Source organism: Microlunatus panaciterrae, assembly GCF_016907535.1.
Lineage (GTDB): Bacteria > Actinomycetota > Actinomycetes > Propionibacteriales > Propionibacteriaceae > Microlunatus > Microlunatus panaciterrae.
On record NZ_JAFBCF010000001.1, the window covers coordinates 1,692,504 to 1,710,542 of the forward strand.

Here is an 18,039-nt window from a genome sequence, read left to right on the forward strand (position 1 = left end):
GGGGTCACCCGCTGCGCCCACAGCGGCTGCCTCAGGGGCGCTGTTCCTAATAGGAATAGTACAGTGGGGAACGTGAGTCAAGAGCTGTCGACGACTTCCTACGCGCTGCTCGGCCTCTTCGTCTTCGAAGGTCCCGAGTCAGCCGGGATGACCGGCTACGAGCTCAAACAACGAGCCGACAAGACGCTCCGCTTCTACTGGGTCTCGCCGGCGATGAGCCAGGTCTATACCGAGCTGGACCGGCTGGTCGGGCAGCAGATGGTCATGGCCAGCGACGAGCTCAGCGGGAAGCGCAGGACGCGCCGCTACCGGATCACGGCGCTGGGCTTCGAGTCGCTGCAGGGGTGGTTGAACAGCTCCGCCACCGACTTCCCCACCCTGAAGCACCCGGTGGCCCTCAAACTGCTGATGGGCGCCCTGATGCAACCGGACCGGCTGCGGAGCATGCTGAAGCAGTATGTGGACGACCTTGCCGTCAGCAGGGCCGATCTGCTGGCCGTCCGGACGGGCCTCGGCGACCTCGAGGCGTTCCGCTATCCCGCCCTGGTGGCAGAGTGGGGCCTGGACTACTACGACGCCGAGACCGAGATCGTGACAGCCCTGCTTGAGAAGCTGGCGGGCCTCCCCGAGCGGCCCGGCTGACGATCGCGATCTGAGCCGCCTCACCTGGCGATGGTGATCTTGTCTCCCGGCTTCAGGTACGCCATCACAATCCTCATTTGCCGCCGGGTGATGCCGACACAGCCGGCGGTCGGGCCACTGCTCTTCACATGCAGGAAGATGCCCGCACCCCGGTAGCGGATGGCACCGGGCGGGCGGTTGAAGTTGATCACCACGGCATAGCGGTACTGATCGCGATAGTGCGGCAGATACTCCGATCCGTTCCTGCTCGAGCTCGGGAGGCTCCAGCGGAACCCGCCCTGACTCCTGTTGCGCAGGGTGTTGTAGTAGCGCGACGCGTTGTCCTCCACCCAGTAGTCGCCCTTGCGAACCCGGTGATAGGGCAGCCACATGCCGGGGGCCGGACCGTTGCCGAACGCCTCCGTCATCGTGTACGTCCCCAGCGGAGTGGTGCCCGTCGACTGCCGGCGCTTGGTGCCCACCACCGTCCCGCCATAGCCGATTCTGGCCGTCCTGGTCAGGAACTTGCGGTCGAACGAGCACGCACGGTGCTCCCTGCGCACCCAGAAGGAGACCCGGGCGTAGGTCCGCGACGTCTGGTTGACGATGGTCACGGTGCGCTGTCTGGCTGCGACCTTGGTACGGATCCCGTCCAGCCTCACCGCGCAGGACCGCCAACCGGCGGCCTCGGCCCGGCTCGCCAGCTGTGGTGCGGCGGCCGGGACGACGAGGCTGACAACGAGTCCCACCAGGGCGGCGATGATGATCGGAAGGATGCGCAGTTTCATGGGACTCCTCGACGCCGACAACGGGACCGCCCCCCGTCACCCGGATGGTAGACGCTGCCCGTGTGTCCAGGCCCGCGACCCGTCGTGGAGGCGCGGCCCGGCTAGCCGAGAACGCCGTCGATGAAGCGCGTCACCGTGGACAGCACCTCGTCCCGGTTCTCCTCGTTGAACACCTCATGCCGGGCACCGGGAAAGATCTGCTGACTGAACCGGCTACCCCGGATCCGCTCGACACCTTCCCGGCTGCCGTCCACTGGGACCAGCAGGTCCTCGGCTCCGTGGATCCACAGCGTGGGGAGCTCACCGAGGTCACCGCCAGCGTTGATCGTCTCCAGCGCAGCTGCCATCGCCTCCAGCGTCCGGCGCTGGAACTTGCCGTGCCAGACCAGCGGGTCGGCGGCGTAGGCCCGCCCGACATCCGGGTCGCGGGACAGCGTGTCGACGTCGATCGGCGTATCCGGGATCTCCGGCAGCGACAACAGCTGCGTGACCGCATCCCAGCGTCCGAGGACGGGACCGGAGAGCACCAGGGCCGCCAGCTCGCTGCCATGGCGCTGGGCGTACCTGGCCGCGATCAGCCCGCCCATCGAGTGCCCGATCAGGACCACGGGCAGCCCCGGGTGATCGGCGCGCGCCCGGTCGGCGAGCAGGTGCAGGTCGTCGACGACCAGCTCGAAGTCGGTGATCAACACCCGCTCGCCGGCACTCTTGCCGTGCCCGACATGATCCAACCCGTAAACCGCGGCTCCGTGCCCCGTCAGGGTGTGGGCGACATACTCGTAGCGGCCGATGTGTTCGCCGTACCCATGGCAGAGCAGGGCGACGTAGCGGGGGGTACCCCTGACCCAGCAGCGCGCCGCCCGTCGTCCGTCGAAGCCGTCGAAGGTCCATTCCTGTGCCGGTGCCATGCCTCGCACTGTACCCACCTGACCACCGCCGGGTGCCCTGGAGCTAACGGGACCGGAGGGAGTAGCAGCCGGAGGTGTCCCCGGCCGGCTGCGTGATCACCACCGCGTCGGCCCGTTGCCGGCCGAGGTTCCAGTCGACCCAGGTCTGGCGACCCACGCGGAACTGTGACAGCACGCAGGAACGGTACGGCTCCGGCAGCGTGGACAGGGTGGGCACAGCGTCGGCGGAGAGCTCCTGCAGATACCGCCAGTCGATGTCGCCGGTGGTGGAGAACCGCTCGAGATTGCGCTCCGCGATCATGCTGTCGGGGTTGGCCCAGGCCAGCCCGAGCAGCATCACCGCTCCGACGAAGACGGCGGCCTTCGGCACCCAGATCCCGCGCAACCGGACGCCGGCGGTGGCCACCAGCAACAGCACGATGCCCAGCCAGAGTTCGAAGGCGGTCACCAGCAGCCGGAGCCGGGTGAACCCGTACGCCTGCTCGTAGACCTGGATGCGGTAGAGCGCGGAAGCGATGATCACCAGAGTGAGCAGACAGAGCCCGCCGAGCAGTATCCGCAGCAGGAGCCTGTCCGCGGCCAGTCGACGCGGTGCGCGGCGGGCCACGACGGCGACCAGCAGCAGCACGATGGCGGCGGCGACGGTCATCTGCCCGAAGCCCTGGTGGACGTACTCGGCGTAGGTCAGCCCGGTCGTCCGGCGCAGGTAGTCATGGCCGCCGAACAGGGCCGTCAGCTGGGCGGCGAGGAAGGTCACGAAGAGACCCGCCACGGCCGCCACCGGCACCGCCCACTCCCAGCGACCGACCGGTCTGGGCCGTCTCGGGGTGAGTCGCTGGACAGCGGGCGGAGCGAGCGCCACGAACACTCCGGCCAGGGTGGCCGCGGCCACCAGCACGAAGATCGCCACCCGGAATGGCAGGTCGTCCAACGACAGCTGCGGCAGCACTGCGCGCATCCACTGGGCGAACAGCGCATCGGCGGAGGAGAAGAGTGCGCCGAAGATCATCAGCAGGCCCAGCGAGATGACCGCTGTACGGACCAGCGACCAGGCACGAGCAGAGTTCGGCAGCGTGGCGAAGCATCTGCGCAACCACGGGAGTCCTCGCAACCAGGCCATCGGGACGGCCAGTGCACCGACGACCATGCCCGTCACCGACTGAGATTGCACCAGCGCCCCGGCCGCCACCACGAACGCGGCGAGCAGGCACAGCGCAACGACCCAACCGGCGTCGCGGAGCACGATCGGCGTCAACAACAGCGCAGCAAGGACCAGAGCCGCCATAGTCTTGCGGTTCGCCATCGGAAGCAGCGCCGATGCCACCACGCCGGACGCCCCCAGCAAGATCAACAACAGTCCCGCGCCCGGCTCCGATCCGGGCAGGATCAAGGCGGCAGATGCGGCGACGACGGCCGCGGCGACCACGAGTCGTGGCCGGCCGGGGGTTCGACGATCGGGCCAGGCCCGGCCGAACAGGGCGTCCATTCCCGTCAGGGGCGGCGGCAGCGGCCCGATGAAAGGTCTCCGGCCGGGCATCGACCGGGCCTGGCGCTCCGAAACGGTCACGGTCGACGCCCCCACCGACGGTGTGGGTTGGCTCATTGGGCTTCTCCTTGCGGGCTGGGCAGCGTGACGCGGATGTCACAACCGCGGGGTGAGTCAGCGACGGCGATGCTGCCGTTGTGCAGCTGCACCACCCATCGGGCGATGGCCAGCCCGAGGCCGGTGCCACCGTCGCGGGCCGACCGGCCGGAGTTGAAGCGTTCGAAGACCGCTGATCGCTCGGCTGGCGGGATGCCCGGGCCCTCGTCCAGCACGTCGATCACGACGCCGTCGCCCTCGGCACGGGCGCGGACGGTGACCACCCCGCCGTCCGGGCTGTGCCGGCCGGCGTTGTCGAGCAGGTTGGCGATCAGCTGCCGGAGCCGTTCGGCGTCACCGGTCAGCACCAGTGTCGGCGGCACAACGTCGACGTCGTAGCTGACCTTGCTGACTCCCACCGATGCCTCGATCACGGCATCGTCGAGCAGGTGCTGAGCTGATATCGGTTCAACCGCCATCGGGACGATTCCGGCGTCGACCCGGGACAGATCCAGCAGGTCGGTGACGAGTCGGGTCAGCCGCTCGGTCTGGGCCAACGCGGTCCTCAGCGTCTGCTCGTCGGGTTCCGAGACGCCGTCGACGATGTTCTCCAGCACCGCGTGCAGGGCCGAGATCGGGGTACGCAGCTCGTGCGAGACGTTGGCGATCAGTTCCCGCCGCTGTTGCTCCACCTGCGCCAGCTCGGTCGCCATCCGGTTGAAGGCCCGGCCGAGCTCACCGACCTCGTCTCGCGACGTGTCGCTGACCCGCTGGCGGTAGTCGCCGATCGCCATCGCCCGGGCCGCGCCCGTCATCTGCCGCAACGGCGCCGTCATCCCGTGCGCCAGCAGCTGAGTCACCGCCAGTGCGACCAGCACCGCCAGCGGGATAGTGTAGTGCGGTGGCCAGCCGAGCTTGACCCCACCCGCGGCGAACACCGCGGCCACAGTCACCGAGGCCGCCACCAGCACCCCCAACTTGATCTTGATCGAGCCGAACCGGTCCAGTGGCCTCAGCGCCAGGCTCATCGTCCGAGCTCCAGGGCGTAGCCGACACCGTGGACGGTGCGCAGCGCGTCGGCCCCGATCTTGCGGCGTAGCGACTTGACGTGGCTGTCCACGGTTCGGGTCCCGGATGCATCCCGCCACCCCCAGACCTCGGCCAGCAGGTGTTCCCGGGTCAGCACGGTGTGCGGCCGGGCGGCGAGACAGGCGAGCAGGTCGAACTCGGTCGGAGTGAGGTGGATGTCCTGCTCGGCCCGGCGAACCCGTCGCTCGGCATGGTTGATCTCCAGGTCCGCGATCAGCAGCGGCCCAGGCTGGGCGGTGACCTCCGACCGGGCCAGTTCGGCAGCCCGCTCGACCCGGCGGAGCAGCACCCGGACCCGGGCCACCAGCTCACGCATGCTGAACGGCTTGGTCAGGTAGTCATCGGCCCCGACCCCCAGCCCGACCAGGACATCCGACTCGTCGTCGCGGGCGGTGACCATCAACACCGGCACCGGGCGCAGGGCCTGGACCCGGCGACAGACCTCGAGCCCGTCAAGACCGGGCAGCATCACGTCCAGCACCAGCAGGTCGGGCCGCCACTCCGCCGCCACCGCCACGGCGTCGGTACCGTCATGGACGGCTCTGACCTCGAAACTCTCGGCTGTCAGCCGCGAAGCCACCGCCTGCGCGATTGTGACATCATCCTCAACCACCAGTACACGTATCGGCCTCGTCTCTCCGGTCATGCGACGAGCCTACGAGTTGGCTCCGGGAGAAGCCGGGGATGTCGTGTGAAGGTTCTGTGCCTATTGCTGCTGCGCGGCGTGCGGGCCGATGATGATCTTGGTGGTCACCTGTTCAGCGTCGCATTTCGCCCGACCTGCTCGGCCGTCCGACGTGGTCACGTCCACACTGGCGTGGTAGGGCACCCACGACACTCGCTCCTTCCAGCCCGGCTCTGCGACAGACTCCGCCTGCCTTCGTCCCGCCCGCTGCAGGTCGAGGGTGAGATTGAGCACCGCCACCTGGTCGCCGGTGACCAGAGAGCTCAGCGGTGCCGAGCCGCTCCCCCGGTGCCCCTGCATCAGCACCTCCCCAGAGGCCTTCAGCGGGTTCACCTGGTCGTCGATCACCACCTCGAAGAACGGTTCCTGCACCGATCCGGTCAGCCGGACCTCCCCATAGGGCAGCCCCTCGAGGGCACAGATCGCCGATTCGAACTCGGTGTCGCCGTAGACCTGCGCAGCGGGGTTGGTGGTGCGGACGTCGAAGATGATCTCCGATCCGCTGCAGTCGTTGGCCTCCGGCAGAACCGTGTAGCCAGGGACGGTGACCGTCTGGGCCAGAACGGTGTAGTCAGTGGTCACCGTGCTGCCGGTGGTCCAGCTGTTGCCAGATCGCTCACGGATGTTGTCGGTTCGTGGCTCGCCCCGCTCCAGGCTGGCCACGACGGAGACCTCGCCCACCGCTTGCCCGGTGTCGACGTCCCTCATTGTGACCGTGCCGGTGAAGCTGGAGCCGAAGGTGGCCGTGCCACCCTCCCCGCTGAACGGCACCCCGGTCTCGTCCTCGACGAACATGCCCGATCCGGAGGACTGGTCCATGCTGCTCGCTCCGGCGAAGAAGTAGACCGTGCCTCCCTCGAGGGTGTCGAACACACAGGACAGCTCCTGGACGGTGTTCTTGATCACCGTCGGGGCAGCGGCGGCGGCAACCGGTGCCGCCAGCACCGTCCCGCCCAGCATCATGGCCACCACGCCGCCGAGAATCTGCATCCGCTTCATCACTACCCCCGTCGCCTGAAGTGCGTCCCGACGCCTGAAGAAGGAACCTGTCGAACGGCCACTTGACTGCAGAGCGTAATGGCTCACGGACGCCGCGGGAAGATCTTGGCTGATCACTTCAGCCGGTCATCGATGATCTCCTGCACGAAGTCGGCCCGCGCCTCGACGCTGGCGCGCGGAAGCGTGACGACGCGGTAGCCCAGCTCGGAATAGGTGGTGGCGATGCCCGCGTGGGCCCGTACCGCCCAAGCCCAGTCCTGGCTCCGTTCGGCGTCCTGGTGGTAGATCTGCTGCCACGGTGGTGCGACGAAGACGGTCGGGTTGTAGCGGTACACGGCGGCGGCACGGCGGAAGTGGTCGGGCACGGCGAGTCCGTGCAACGGGAAGAAGCCGATCAGGTCGGGGACACCCCGGTCGCACACCACGGGTCCCGGCAACAGCAACGCCTGCCGGTGACTGCGCATGTCCCAGCCGAGCATCAGCTCGGCGAACAACTGCAGGTCGCCGCCCGGTTGCGCCGGACCGTCGACGGCGCGCTGATCCTTGATGATCGCCCGGGCCCCGTCCTCGGTGGTTGCGAGGCCTCGTGAGGCCAGCACATCCAGCAGACTGGTCTTGCCGCTGCCCGGCCCGCCGGTGACGATGAACAGACGGCGTGGGTCTGCTGTCGCTGTGCTCTTCATAGTGGTCTGTTGCCAGTTCATGGGTGTTCTCCTGATCATGGTGTGGCTCGGTCGGCGGTACGTGGTGGAGACTGCATATCCAGTGGGGCAGGATGGGCTGATGAAGCTCGAAGCGGTGGCCGATGAGCTTTACGGTGCTGCACCGGAGGAGTTCGTCGAACTGCGCAAGCAACGGATCGCGGAGGCGCGGGAGGCGAAGGACAGGTCGCTGGTGAAGGCGATCGGCGCACTGCGGCGACCGACCCGTTCGGCCTGGCTGGTCAACCTGCTGGCTCGGGAGGCGGCGGAGGAGCTGAACGAGCTGCTCGATCTCGGTGCCGCCCTGGGCGAGGCTCAGCGCCGGCTCTCCGGCCCGGACCTTCGGCGGCTCTCCAACCAGCGACGTGCCGCCGTCGAAGGCCTGGTCCGGCTCGCGGTGGAGATCGCCGGGCGGCACGGCCACGTCGCCTCCGATGCTACCCGTCAAGAGGTGAGCCAGACCCTTCAGGCTGCGCTGGCGGACCCGGACGTCGGTGAGCTGGTGCGCACCGGTCGGGTGGTGCAGGCGGCGAGCTACGGCGGCTTCGGTCCCACCGACTTCCTCTCGCTGGTGCCGCCGACGCCGGAAGCCGAACCGCCCGAAGCCGCCCGGGCCGGTGACCAGCCGGTGGCGGCAGCCGACGACGGCGCGCTGCGCGCGGCCCGATCCGCGGTGACGGAGGCCGAGCAGAGCTACCAGGCGGCGGCCCGGGAGGCGGCGAGGTCGTCGACCGCGTCCGAGAAGGCGACTGCGACGGCAGACCACCTGGCGGAGGAGGTGGAGAAGCTTCGAGACCGCCTCCGCGCGGCCGAGCAGGAGGAAAAGGCGGCGCGGGAGGCGGCCCGGTTCGCGCGCAAGGAGCACCAGCAGCTGCAGCGGGAGGCCGACCAGGCTGAGCGTGCTCTGGTCAGGGCGCGCTCGGCGATGGCCGAGCTGAACTGACCCTGGGGTGTGCAGGATGGCTCAGCGGTCCGCTGCGTCCGGTCCGTTCAGTCGCTGTTGAAGCGCCGTCAGCTCGGTCGGTGCGATGCCGTACTCATGGTGGTGCTGAGGATAGCCACGTTCGCGGACCTCGCGGGCGAAGCTGCCGACCCCGTCCACCATCGGTGAATGGAGATCGGCGTACTGCTTGACGAACCGGGCTCTGGGACCCTCTCCGAGGCCGAGCAGGTCGTGGAAGACCAGCACCTGTCCATCCGTCGCCCCGCCGGCCCCGATGCCGATCACCGGGATCTCGATCATGGGCATCAGGATTGCCGTGACTGCGGCGGGGATCGCCTCGAAGATCAGCGCGAAGCAGCCGACGGCGGTCAGCGCCTGCGCCTCCCGGCCAATCCGCTCGGCAGCCTCCGCCGTCCGCCCCTGGGCCCGCAAGCCGCCTCGGGCGGCCGCCGTCTGCGGGGTCAGACCGACGTGGCCCATGACCGGGATGCCGGCGTTGATCATCGCCTCGGCCCGCCGCTGAGAGTTCGGCCCACCACCTTCGAGCTTGACGGCATCGCAGCCGGCCTCCTTGATGAACCGGATCGCGGTGGAGACCGCCTGCTCGTTGGAGACCTCGTAGCTGCCGAACGGCAGATCGCCCACCAGCAACGGCCTGGACAGGCCGCGACGGACAGCCTTGGCCATCATCAGCATCTCCTCCAGCCCCACCTCGACGGTGGAGGGATAGCCGAGCACCGTCATCGCGCCCGAGTCGCCCACCAACACGACGTCGACCCCCGCCTCCTCGACGATACGTGCACTGGGGTGGTCATAGGCCGTCACCATGACGATGGCTTCACCGGTGCGCTTCATCTCAGCGAGGGTGGGCACGGTGACCCGAGCCCGGTCGTTGCCTTGTCCTTCGGCGGCCGCGGCGTAGCTCACCGTGATCAACGACCGGTCAACAGGGCGTCGACAGCGTCGTCGACGCGGATGATCGCGTTGGTGTCTGCCTGGACGTGCACCACCCGAGGCTGGTGCGTCTCCACCTCAGCGCTGTCGTAGTGGCCGTAGGAGATGATGATCACCGTGTCACCACGATGCACCAGCCTGGCCGCAGCACCGTTGATCGTCAGCTGACCACTCCCCGCGAGGCCGGCGATGGTGTAGGTCTCAAACCGCGATCCGTTGTCAACATCGACTATGGTCACCTGCTCGTGCTCCAGGATGTCCGCGGCGGCCAGCAGCTCGGGGTCGATGGTGACCGATCCCACGTAGTGCAGGTCGCAGTCGGTGACAGTGGCCCGGTGGATCTTCGACTTCAGCATCACTCGGTGCATTTCAGGCCTTCCGCTCACTCGGTTCGCGCTGAAGGAGCACGTTGTCGATCAGGCGGACCTGCCCGACCGGGGCCGCCAGCGCAAGGAGCACGACGCCGGCGGTGTCGCCCCAGACCGGAGCGAAGGTGTGGGGGTCCACCAGCGCGACGTACTCAGGTTGGACCCCGCGGTCGGCCAGCACCTTCTTGGCCGCGCCGATGATCTCGCCGACGTCGCGCCGACCCGCGAGCCAGCATTCGCGCGCTGCCGCGAGTGCTGCCGGGAGAGCCAGCGCACGGTTCCGTTCAACGATGCTCAGCCGCACGTTCCGGCTGGACATCGCCAATCCGTCGGGTTCGCGGATCGTGGGCAGCACCTTGATCAGGATCGGTAGGTTGAGGTCCGCCACCAGCCGGCGGATCACGGCCACCTGCTGGGCGTCCTTCTGGCCGAAGTAGGCCATCTCAGGGCCCACCATCGCAAACAGCTTGGCAACGACGGTGGTCACGCCGTCGAAATGCGCCCGGCCCCGATGCTCACCCTCCAAGGTGTCGGTGACCCCGGCCACCGAGATGGTGGTGGCGAACCCTGGCGGGTACATCTCCCGCACGTCGGGGGTGAACAGCACCGCCGCACCGGCTGCTGCGGCCAGTTCGGCGTCGTGGTCGAGGTCGCGTGGGTAGCGGGCCAGGTCCAGCTGGTCGTCGAACTGCAACGGGTTGACGAAGACGGAGACCACCACCGTGTCCGCCTCTGCAGCGGCGGCGCGGATCAACGACAGGTGGCCCTCGTGGAGGGCGCCCATGGTGGGCACCAGGGCCACAGCCGAGCCGGTCAGAGCCGACCCGCCGCGGGCGCGCCGCTCCGCCAGGTGCCGGCGCAGGTCGGCGACCGTCGTCAGTGTCCTCACGCCGACAGAGCCTCCATCAGGGTCACGTCCTCCTGCATCGCCGTTGCCTCCCACCAGCTGCCCGGGCCACACGTGGCCGCGAGTGCACGACCAACCTAGTGGATCGAATCTCCTTTCCTGCAAGGAAGTCCAGCGGCTGAATCCTACCGACCGGTAGCTGCGCCGCGGCCGGGCCAGATCGAAACGATCCAACGGCGGAGGGCTCCTGCCCACCGGTCGCGGGCATACTGAGGGGGTGTTGCGCAGCCTTCGGAACAGCGGGACCCGCGCGCCTCGCCGGGAGCGGACGTGAGCCGTCTTGAGGCGGCTGCCGCACAAGAGCTGGCCGCTGCCGCCCGGGTCGCCCGGCTAGCCACGGTCGGTGCCGACCTTCAGCCGCACCTGGTGCCGGTGACGTTCGCGCTGCTCGACACGGCAGTGGTGATCGGGATCGACCAGAAGCCCAAGACCAGCCACGACCTCCGCCGGCTACGCAACATCCGGCAGAACCCCAGAGTGGCCCTGCTGTGGGACCGTTACGACGAGGATTGGACCGCGCTGTGGTGGGTCCGAGCCGACGGAACGGCCCGAGTGCTGGCCACGGGGTCGGAACGGGCGACGACGATGCGGACGAGGGCGATCGACGCCCTGGTCACGAAGTATCCGCAATACAGTCCGGATCCCCCTCAGGGCCCGGTCATCACCATCGCCGTGCACCGGTGGTCGGGCTGGTCCTGGGCGTGACCACTACGGGCCTTCGGCGGCCCCAGGAGCCGCCGGCCGCACCGGACGAGCCGCGCATGATGCCACGGGCGAAGGGGTTCGGCAAGCCCTTTCCAGATGTTGCCGAACCCGGGCCGGACGCATGCGGAAAGCGTTGACAGTGCTCGAACCCGACGCCTACACTCACGGTGTTCGGTGGCTCCGTCCACCCGACGCGGCAATTGTCAAGCACGCCATCTGGGAGATCCAGAACCTCGCGGGTCACGAATCGGCCCTCCAATGAAGTAGGTGACATCACATGGGCCGACAGCCAATCCTGGCGGGTAAGCGTTTACCAAAGTCCCCAGCCTCACCGGCATCCCCTATGCGGACCGACGCTGACGCCGCGGTCTCGGTCCATCGGACGCCTCGCCGGCTCGGTCGGGACAAGCTGCTGTTGCTGCTCGGACTGCCCGGCGGTCTCGCTCTGATCCTCTTCCACTACGTGCCGCTGCTCGGCAACGTGATCGCCTTCCAGGACTACCAGCCCTATCTGGGCATCCTCGAGTCCTCCTGGACCGGCCTCACCAACTTCTCCTTCCTGGTCGACGGCAACCCGGAGTTCATCAACGCCCTGATCAACACCCTGGTGCTGACGCTGATCCAGACGGTACTGGTCTTCCCGGTGCCGCTGGTACTGGCCCTGCTGCTGAACAGCCTGGCCGGGGAGCGGCTGAAGCGGCTGCTGCAGTCGGTGCTCTATCTTCCGCACTTCCTGTCCTGGGTGATCGTGGTGGCGCTCTTCCAGCAGATGCTCGGCAACGCCGGCATGCTCAACACCTTCCTCGTGCAGCACGACCTGCCGATCATCCACATCATCGGCGTTCCGGAGCTGTTCAAGGCCCTGATCACCAGCCAGGCCATCTGGAAGGACGCCGGCTGGGGCACGATCATCTTCCTGGCGGCCCTCTCCCGGATCGACCAGGAGCTGTACGAGGCGTCCGCCGTCGACGGAGCCAGCGGCTGGCAGCGGCTGTGGAACATCACGCTGCCATCGCTGCGCGGACTCTTCATCCTGCTGCTCATCCTGCGCCTGGGCAGCAGCCTCTCGGTCGGCTTCGAGCAGATCATCCTGCAGCAGGGGCCGGTCGGCAGAGACGCCAGCGAGGTGCTGGACACCTGGGTCTACAACAACGGCATCCTCGGCGGCAACTGGGGTATGTCCACCGCGGTCGGACTCGTGAAGGGCGTGGTCGGCGTGTTCCTGGTGATCGGCGCCAACAAGCTGGCGCACGTATTCGGAGAGCGAGGGGTGTACGAGAAATGACGACACTCGAACAGGCCACCATCGGCGAAACCACGGAACGCCGGACGATCCCCGGCTCCAAGCGTCCGATCTGGATGGAGAAGCCAAGCGCTGTCGTCCAGGTGCTGAAGTTCATCGCCCTGGCTGTCTCGGTGCTGCTGGTGATCATCCCGTTCTGGTCCGTGATCGCCACCTCGATCGCCGACCAGAAGACGATCAACGACTCCGGCGGCGGGATGGTGATGTGGCCGAAGGGCATCACGTTCGAGGCTTACCGGGCGATCGTGACCGGAGGCGTCGTGACCCGTGCGCTGCTGATCTCGATCGGCATCACCGTGGTGGGGACCCTGCTGTCACTGGCGGCCACGGCTGGCCTGGCCTACTGGCTGTCCCGGCCCCGGGCCTGGGGCGCCAAGCCGATGCTGACCCTCGTCCTCGGAGCCGTGCTGTTCGGCCCCGGCCTGATCCCGACCTACCTCACGGTGAAGGAGTTCCACCTGCTGGACACCTACGCCTCGCTGATCCTGCCGGTGCTCGTCAACGCCTTCAACGTGATCGTCATGCGGGCCTTCTTCCAGGAGCTGCCGGCCGAGCTGTTCGAGTCGGCCGCGATCGACGGCGCCTCTACCGCCACCATCCTGTTCAAGATCGTCCTGCCGCTGTCCAAGGCGGTGATGGCGGTGATCGGCCTGTTCTACGCCGTCGCCTACTGGAACGCGTTCTTCAACGCCATGCTCTACATCCAGAGCACCGACAAGTGGCCGATGGCGCTGGTGCTCCGCACCTACGTCGTCAACCAGACCACCATCGGCGGCGACCAGGTGGCCGCCGGCACCGAGGCCCTACCACCGCAGCTGTCGTTGCAGATGGCCATCCTGGTGGTCGCCATCGTTCCCATCCTGGTCGTCTACCCGTTCCTGCAGAAGCACTTCGCCAAGGGCGTCATGATCGGCGCCGTCAAGGGCTGATGGCCCGCTGTCCACCGTCCAGCTCCACCCGTTTGTCTCGTACCAAGACCAAACCGACCGACCTGGTCGCCTGAAGGAGGAACCATGCCTGCCTACACGTTCGACCGGCGCACACTGCTCGCCGGTGTCGGAGGTGCAGCACTGATCGCCGGTGTCGGCTCGTTGAGCGCCTGCTCAAAGAGCAGCGACTCCGGCAAGAACACAGCGACGGCCAACAGTGCCGTCAAGCTGCCGACCTACATCGCGTACACCGGTGTCAAGCCAGACCTGCCGGGAACGGAGCAGGGCGTGGACCCGGCCTTCCGCAACTACCCCAAGGACCGGCCGAAGTCGGTCGAGGAGACCCCCGGCAACGGGGAGACCCTCTCCGGCATGGCCAACATCTACTACGCAGTTCCGCCGGGCCCCAGCAAGAACAGCTACTGGGCCGGCCTCAACAAGCGCCTCGGTCTGACCCTGGACCTGCAGATGGTCGGCAACGCGGACTACACCCAGAAGTTCGCCACCACCATCGCCGGCAACGACCTGCCGGACATGCTGCAGATGCAGGTGGTCGCCAACTTCCCTGCCCTGCTGGAGAAGCGCTTCACCAAACTCGACGAATACCTCGCCGGTGATGCGATCAAGGACTACCCGAACCTGGCCAACATCCCCACCCGGACCTGGAAGTCGGCCGTCTACAACGGCGCCCTGTACGGCATCCCGATCCCGCGCGGTGCCATCGGTGCCTACCACTTCATCCGTCAGGACCTGTTCGAGGCGGCCGGGCTGTCGCCGGAGCCGAAGAGCTACGACGAGCTGGTCGAGACGGGCAAGGCCCTCACCGACCGGAAGAAGCGCCGCTGGGCGTACGGCCTGATCAACCAGCCCCGCCAGCTGCTCGGCCGGATGAACGGTGAGCCGAACTCGTGGCGCAACGAGGGTGGCAAGCTCACCAACACCTACGAGACCGAGGAGTACAAGCAGACGATCACCGACCTGATCGCCATGTGGAAGTCCGGTGTCATCCACCCGGACGCGTTCAACCCGGCGCAGCCGTTCAAGCAGCTCTTCAACGCCGGCACGGTGGCCATCAACGCGGCCGACGGCTACCCGGGGTGGACCCAGTACATCCTGGACAACGCCTCCAACCCCAACTTCAAGCTGGGCCTGATGCCCAGCTACAAGCGGGACGGAAGCGGGCTGGCCCACTGGGCCTACGGCAGTGGCGTCTACTCCATCACCGGCCTGAAGAAGCAGGACGACCCGGAGAAGATCAAGCTGATCCTGCGTGTGCTGAACTACCTTGCTGCTCCGTTCGGCACCGAGGAGCACATGTACCGGCTGTACGGCCAGGAGGGCGTCGACCACACCGTCAACTCCGAGGGCAACCCCAGCCTGACCAAGGTCGGCACCGCCAACACCGTGCTGCCGATCCGTTACTTGGCGGATGCGCCCTACGCCATCTACCAGCCGGGCCGGCCGCAGGACGCCGACACCCAGCACGACTACCAGTCGCTGGAGATCCCGACCGGGATCAGCAATCCGACCGTCGGCCTGTTCTCGAACGCGGCGGCGACCAAGAACCCGACCGCGGACAAGAACTTCACCGACGCGATCAACGAGATCATCCAGGGCCGCAAGCCGTTCTCCACCATGGACGACCTGATCAAGACCTGGAAGAGCGCCGCCGGTGACGAGATGCGCAAGGAGTACGAGGAGCAGCTGCAGAAGGCGGCCACGCCTCGCTAGTTCCCTCCTGCCCGGTCACGGGCGGGCGAGACAACTGATCCGGAGCCTGGGCCGGTCCGACCGTGAGGTCGGGCCGGCCCTGCTTGCGTTTCTGAGGGCTCAGCCCTTCGTCCCGCTGCAGCGCGCCGGCTGCGTGCGACCGCCTGGTCCGGGGTACAGGGCAGGCGTACGCTGACGACTTCGTACGGTGACGGAAGGGGCAGGATGCAGCTGCGCGATGAGGACCCGCAACAGCAGACCATCGGCGAACGGGACCTGACCCGATGGCACACCCGGCTGGGCCACTGGCTGGTGGCTCTCGCCTCGTCACTGGCCCAGGTGGTGTCGGCCCATGTGGTGCTGGTGGTCACGGCTGCGGCCGGCGCCGTCCTGCTGCTGGGGCTCGTTGCCGCCGGGTCAGCGGTCTACGACGCCGTCGACGAGGGTGACGGGATCGCCGGACTGGACCGGCCGGCGCTGAAGGAAGCGATGTCTCTGCGGACGCCGGCAAACGAGCAGCTGGTCACCTGGTTCACCAACCTGGGCGGCCCGATCGGTATGACCATCATCGCCACCGTCATCACCCTCATCATGGTGCTGGCCTGGCGATCCAAGACGCCGGCCATCCTGATGATCATCGCCGTCGCAGGCTCGTTGCCGATGACCACCGTCGGCAAGGCGGTGGTCGGCCGGGTGCGGCCACCCACCATCGACGCCGTGCCGCCGTTCGAGACCTCGCCCTCCTTCCCCAGCGGGCATACGCTCAACAGCACGGTCATCGCCGGGCTGGTCGCCTACCTCGTCCTCTCCCACCTGGCGTCGCTGCTGGCGCGGATCCTGACCGTCGCGCTGGCGGCAGGCTGGGCCGTGGCGATGGGACTGAGCCGGGTGTTCCTCGGCCACCACTGGCTGACCGACGTGATCTTCGCCTGGCTGCTCGGAGCGGCCTGGCTGACGCTGATCATCACCGCGCACCGGCTGTATCTCACCGTACGACGCCGCACCTGACGCTTCAGGCCGGTCGAGCGGCAGCGTGTGGCTCGAATCACGGCCCGATCCGAGCCACTGGCTGCCACTCGAGGCGGTCTTTGCCAGACTCGAGTCATCACTGGCTGCCTGGAAGGAACACCATGAGCACCTTGCCGGAACGACCGTGGCTGACAAGCTATGCCGCCGGGGTGCCGGCCGACGTCGAGGTGCCGAACCAGTCGCTGGTCGACCTGCTCGACGAGTCGAGCCGGCGGTTCGGCCCGCGGCCGGCGCTGGACTTCTTCGGCGCCACGACCAGCTATGCCGAGCTCCAGACTGCGGTCGCCCGAGCCGCCGAGGCACTCCGCAGGCTCGGCGTGCAGGCGGGCGACCGCGTCGCGTTGGTGCTGCCCAACTGCCCGCAGCACGTGGTCGCCTTCTACGCCGTACTCCGACTGGGCGCGATCGTGGTCGAGCACAACCCCCTGTACACGCCCCAGGAGCTGCAGCACCAGCTCGCCGACCACGGCGCCGAGGTCGCGGTGGTGTGGGACAAGGCGGCGAGGGTGCTTCAGCAGATCGCGGCTGACACCTCCGTCCGTACGGTGGTCTCGGTGGACATGACCACCGCGCTGCCGAGGTTGAAGCGGTGGCTGCTGCGGGTGCCGATGCCCAGCGCCCGGCGGACCCGGACGGCCATGACCGCGCCGGCGCCGGGGACCCTGCAGTGGGAGAAGCTGCTGGCCGCGGCCGAGCCCATCGACCCGACCTATCCGCGTCCGTCCAGCGAGGATGTCGCCGTGCTGCAGTACACCGGCGGTACGACCGGCACGCCCAAGGGGGCCATCCTCAGCCATCGCAACCTGTTGGCGAACGCGATCCAGGGCCGGGCTTGGGTCCCCGGGTTGAGGGCCGGCGAGGAGACGATCTATGCCATCCTGCCCATCTTCCATGCCTACGGACTGACCCTCTGCCTGACCTTCGCCATCAGTATCGGCGCAACCCTGGTCCTCTTCCCGCGCTTCGACGTGGACCAGGTGCTGGCGGCGATGAAGCGACGTCCGGTGACCTTCCTGCCGGCGGTGCCGCCGGTCTATCAGCGGCTCGCAGCCGCGGCCAAGGAACGTGGAGTGGACCTGTCGTCGGCCCGCTACGGCATCTCGGGAGCGATGGCGCTCCCGCCGGAGACGGCCACACTGTGGGAAGAGGTGACCGGAGGTCTGCTGGCCGAGGGCTACGGGATGACCGAGGCGTCGCCGGTGGCGGTCGGCAACCCCATCTCCACCGCGCGCCGGATCGGCACGGTGGGCCTGCCCTTCCCGTCCACCGAGGCAAGGGTGGTGGACCCGGAGAACCCCGACCAGGATCGCGAACCAGGTGCCTCCGGTGAGCTGCTGCTGCGCGGTCCACAGGTGTTCTCCGGCTACTGGCGCCAACCGGAGGAGACCGCCAAGGTGCTGCTGCCGGACGGTTGGCTACGAACCGGCGACATCGTCGAGATGGACCGGGACGGCTTCATCCGTGTCGTCGACCGTATCAAGGAGCTGATCATCACCGGCGGGTTCAACGTGTACCCGTCGGAGGTGGAGGATGCCCTGCGTCGGGTGCCCGGAGTGGTGGACGCAGCGGCCGTGGGACTGCCCACGGCGGGCGGCGAAGAGGTGGTCGCGGCCGTCGTCCTGGCCGAGGGTGCAGACACCAGCGAGTCCGCGATCCGTGAGGCGAGCCGGCAACACCTCGCGGCCTACAAGGTGCCGCGGCGGGTGGTCGTGGTGGACGAGCTTCCCCGGTCGCAGATCGGCAAGGTGCTGCGCCGGCAGGTGCGGGAGTCGCTGCTGTCCCAGCCGGGCGGCGGGCAGCAGAACCAGTCCTCCTGAC

At 68.1% G+C, this 18,039-nt stretch carries 18 protein-coding genes; 8 read left to right on the forward strand and 10 right to left on the reverse strand.

The window, feature by feature from the left end; genetic code table 11:
• Positions 1-72: 72 nt before the first annotated feature.
• Complete coding sequence (locus JOE57_RS07665; RefSeq protein WP_204917135.1) at positions 73-642, forward strand: helix-turn-helix transcriptional regulator; 570 nt, start codon at positions 73-75, stop codon at positions 640-642.
• A 20-nt stretch (positions 643-662) separates the two neighbouring features.
• On the opposite strand, the gene JOE57_RS07670 is transcribed toward JOE57_RS07665, so the two are convergent.
• From JOE57_RS07670 to JOE57_RS07700, 7 genes are all read right to left on the reverse strand, one after another.
• Positions 663-1,409, reverse strand: coding sequence for a L,D-transpeptidase family protein (locus tag JOE57_RS07670; RefSeq protein WP_204917136.1), 747 nt, complete (start codon positions 1,407-1,409; stop codon positions 663-665).
• Positions 1,410-1,510: 101 nt separating this feature from the next.
• Positions 1,511-2,317, reverse strand: a complete 807-nt coding sequence (locus JOE57_RS07675; protein ID WP_204917137.1) for an alpha/beta hydrolase — start codon at positions 2,315-2,317, stop codon at positions 1,511-1,513.
• A 43-nt stretch (positions 2,318-2,360) separates the two neighbouring features.
• A complete protein-coding gene (locus JOE57_RS07680) occupies positions 2,361-3,920 on the reverse strand; it encodes a DUF4153 domain-containing protein (protein WP_204917138.1) in 1,560 nt (519 codons plus the stop codon).
• Positions 3,917-4,927, reverse strand: a complete 1,011-nt coding sequence (locus tag JOE57_RS07685) for a HAMP domain-containing sensor histidine kinase (protein ID WP_204917139.1) — start codon at positions 4,925-4,927, stop codon at positions 3,917-3,919. Before JOE57_RS07685 ends, JOE57_RS07680 begins: the two co-directional genes overlap by 4 nt.
• Complete coding sequence (locus JOE57_RS07690) at positions 4,924-5,634, reverse strand: response regulator transcription factor (protein ID WP_204917140.1); 711 nt, start codon at positions 5,632-5,634, stop codon at positions 4,924-4,926. Before JOE57_RS07690 ends, JOE57_RS07685 begins: the two co-directional genes overlap by 4 nt.
• A gap of 60 nt (positions 5,635-5,694) precedes the next feature.
• On the reverse strand, positions 5,695-6,672 hold the full coding sequence (locus JOE57_RS07695; RefSeq protein WP_204917141.1) for a hypothetical protein: 978 nt from the start codon (positions 6,670-6,672) through the stop codon (positions 5,695-5,697).
• A 113-nt stretch (positions 6,673-6,785) separates the two neighbouring features.
• Positions 6,786-7,376 (reverse strand): AAA family ATPase, encoded by a 591-nt coding sequence (locus JOE57_RS07700; RefSeq protein ID WP_204917142.1) that lies wholly within the window; start codon positions 7,374-7,376, stop codon positions 6,786-6,788.
• Positions 7,377-7,455: 79 nt separating this feature from the next.
• Between JOE57_RS07700 and JOE57_RS07705 the strand changes: the two genes are divergently transcribed.
• On the forward strand, positions 7,456-8,316 hold the full coding sequence (locus JOE57_RS07705) for a hypothetical protein (RefSeq protein WP_204917143.1): 861 nt from the start codon (positions 7,456-7,458) through the stop codon (positions 8,314-8,316).
• A gap of 21 nt (positions 8,317-8,337) precedes the next feature.
• Here JOE57_RS07705 and panB read toward each other — a convergent pair whose 3' ends face one another.
• From panB to panC, 3 genes are read right to left on the reverse strand one after another with little or no spacing between them, the layout of a single operon-like run.
• Positions 8,338-9,243, reverse strand: coding sequence for a 3-methyl-2-oxobutanoate hydroxymethyltransferase (panB, locus tag JOE57_RS07710; RefSeq protein ID WP_338041214.1), 906 nt, complete (start codon positions 9,241-9,243; stop codon positions 8,338-8,340).
• A 5-nt stretch (positions 9,244-9,248) separates the two neighbouring features.
• Entirely contained in the window at positions 9,249-9,626 is a 378-nt protein-coding gene (panD, locus tag JOE57_RS07715; protein WP_344242840.1) for an aspartate 1-decarboxylase, read from the reverse strand.
• 13 nt (positions 9,627-9,639) lie between these two features.
• Positions 9,640-10,527 carry a pantoate--beta-alanine ligase gene (gene panC, locus JOE57_RS07720; RefSeq protein ID WP_338041215.1) on the reverse strand — a complete coding sequence of 296 codons (888 nt, stop codon included), beginning with the start codon at positions 10,525-10,527 and terminating at the stop codon, positions 9,640-9,642.
• A gap of 288 nt (positions 10,528-10,815) precedes the next feature.
• Here panC and JOE57_RS07725 point away from each other — a divergent pair, with 288 nt between their 5' ends.
• From JOE57_RS07725 to JOE57_RS07750, 6 genes are all read left to right on the forward strand, one after another.
• Entirely contained in the window at positions 10,816-11,250 is a 435-nt protein-coding gene (locus JOE57_RS07725; protein WP_204917146.1) for a TIGR03668 family PPOX class F420-dependent oxidoreductase, read from the forward strand.
• Positions 11,251-11,593: 343 nt separating this feature from the next.
• Positions 11,594-12,535, forward strand: a complete 942-nt coding sequence (locus JOE57_RS07730; protein WP_204917147.1) for an ABC transporter permease subunit — start codon at positions 11,594-11,596, stop codon at positions 12,533-12,535.
• Entirely contained in the window at positions 12,532-13,482 is a 951-nt protein-coding gene (locus JOE57_RS07735) for a carbohydrate ABC transporter permease (RefSeq protein WP_239578881.1), read from the forward strand. The genes JOE57_RS07730 and JOE57_RS07735 overlap by 4 nt, the downstream gene beginning before the upstream one ends.
• 84 nt (positions 13,483-13,566) lie before the next feature.
• Positions 13,567-15,213, forward strand: a complete 1,647-nt coding sequence (locus tag JOE57_RS07740; protein ID WP_204917148.1) for a type 2 periplasmic-binding domain-containing protein — start codon at positions 13,567-13,569, stop codon at positions 15,211-15,213.
• A gap of 204 nt (positions 15,214-15,417) precedes the next feature.
• Entirely contained in the window at positions 15,418-16,200 is a 783-nt protein-coding gene (locus JOE57_RS07745; protein WP_204917149.1) for a phosphatase PAP2 family protein, read from the forward strand.
• Positions 16,201-16,322: 122 nt separating this feature from the next.
• Positions 16,323-18,038 (forward strand): long-chain-fatty-acid--CoA ligase, encoded by a 1,716-nt coding sequence (locus JOE57_RS07750; RefSeq protein ID WP_204917150.1) that lies wholly within the window; start codon positions 16,323-16,325, stop codon positions 18,036-18,038.
• Position 18,039: the final 1 nt, after the last annotated feature.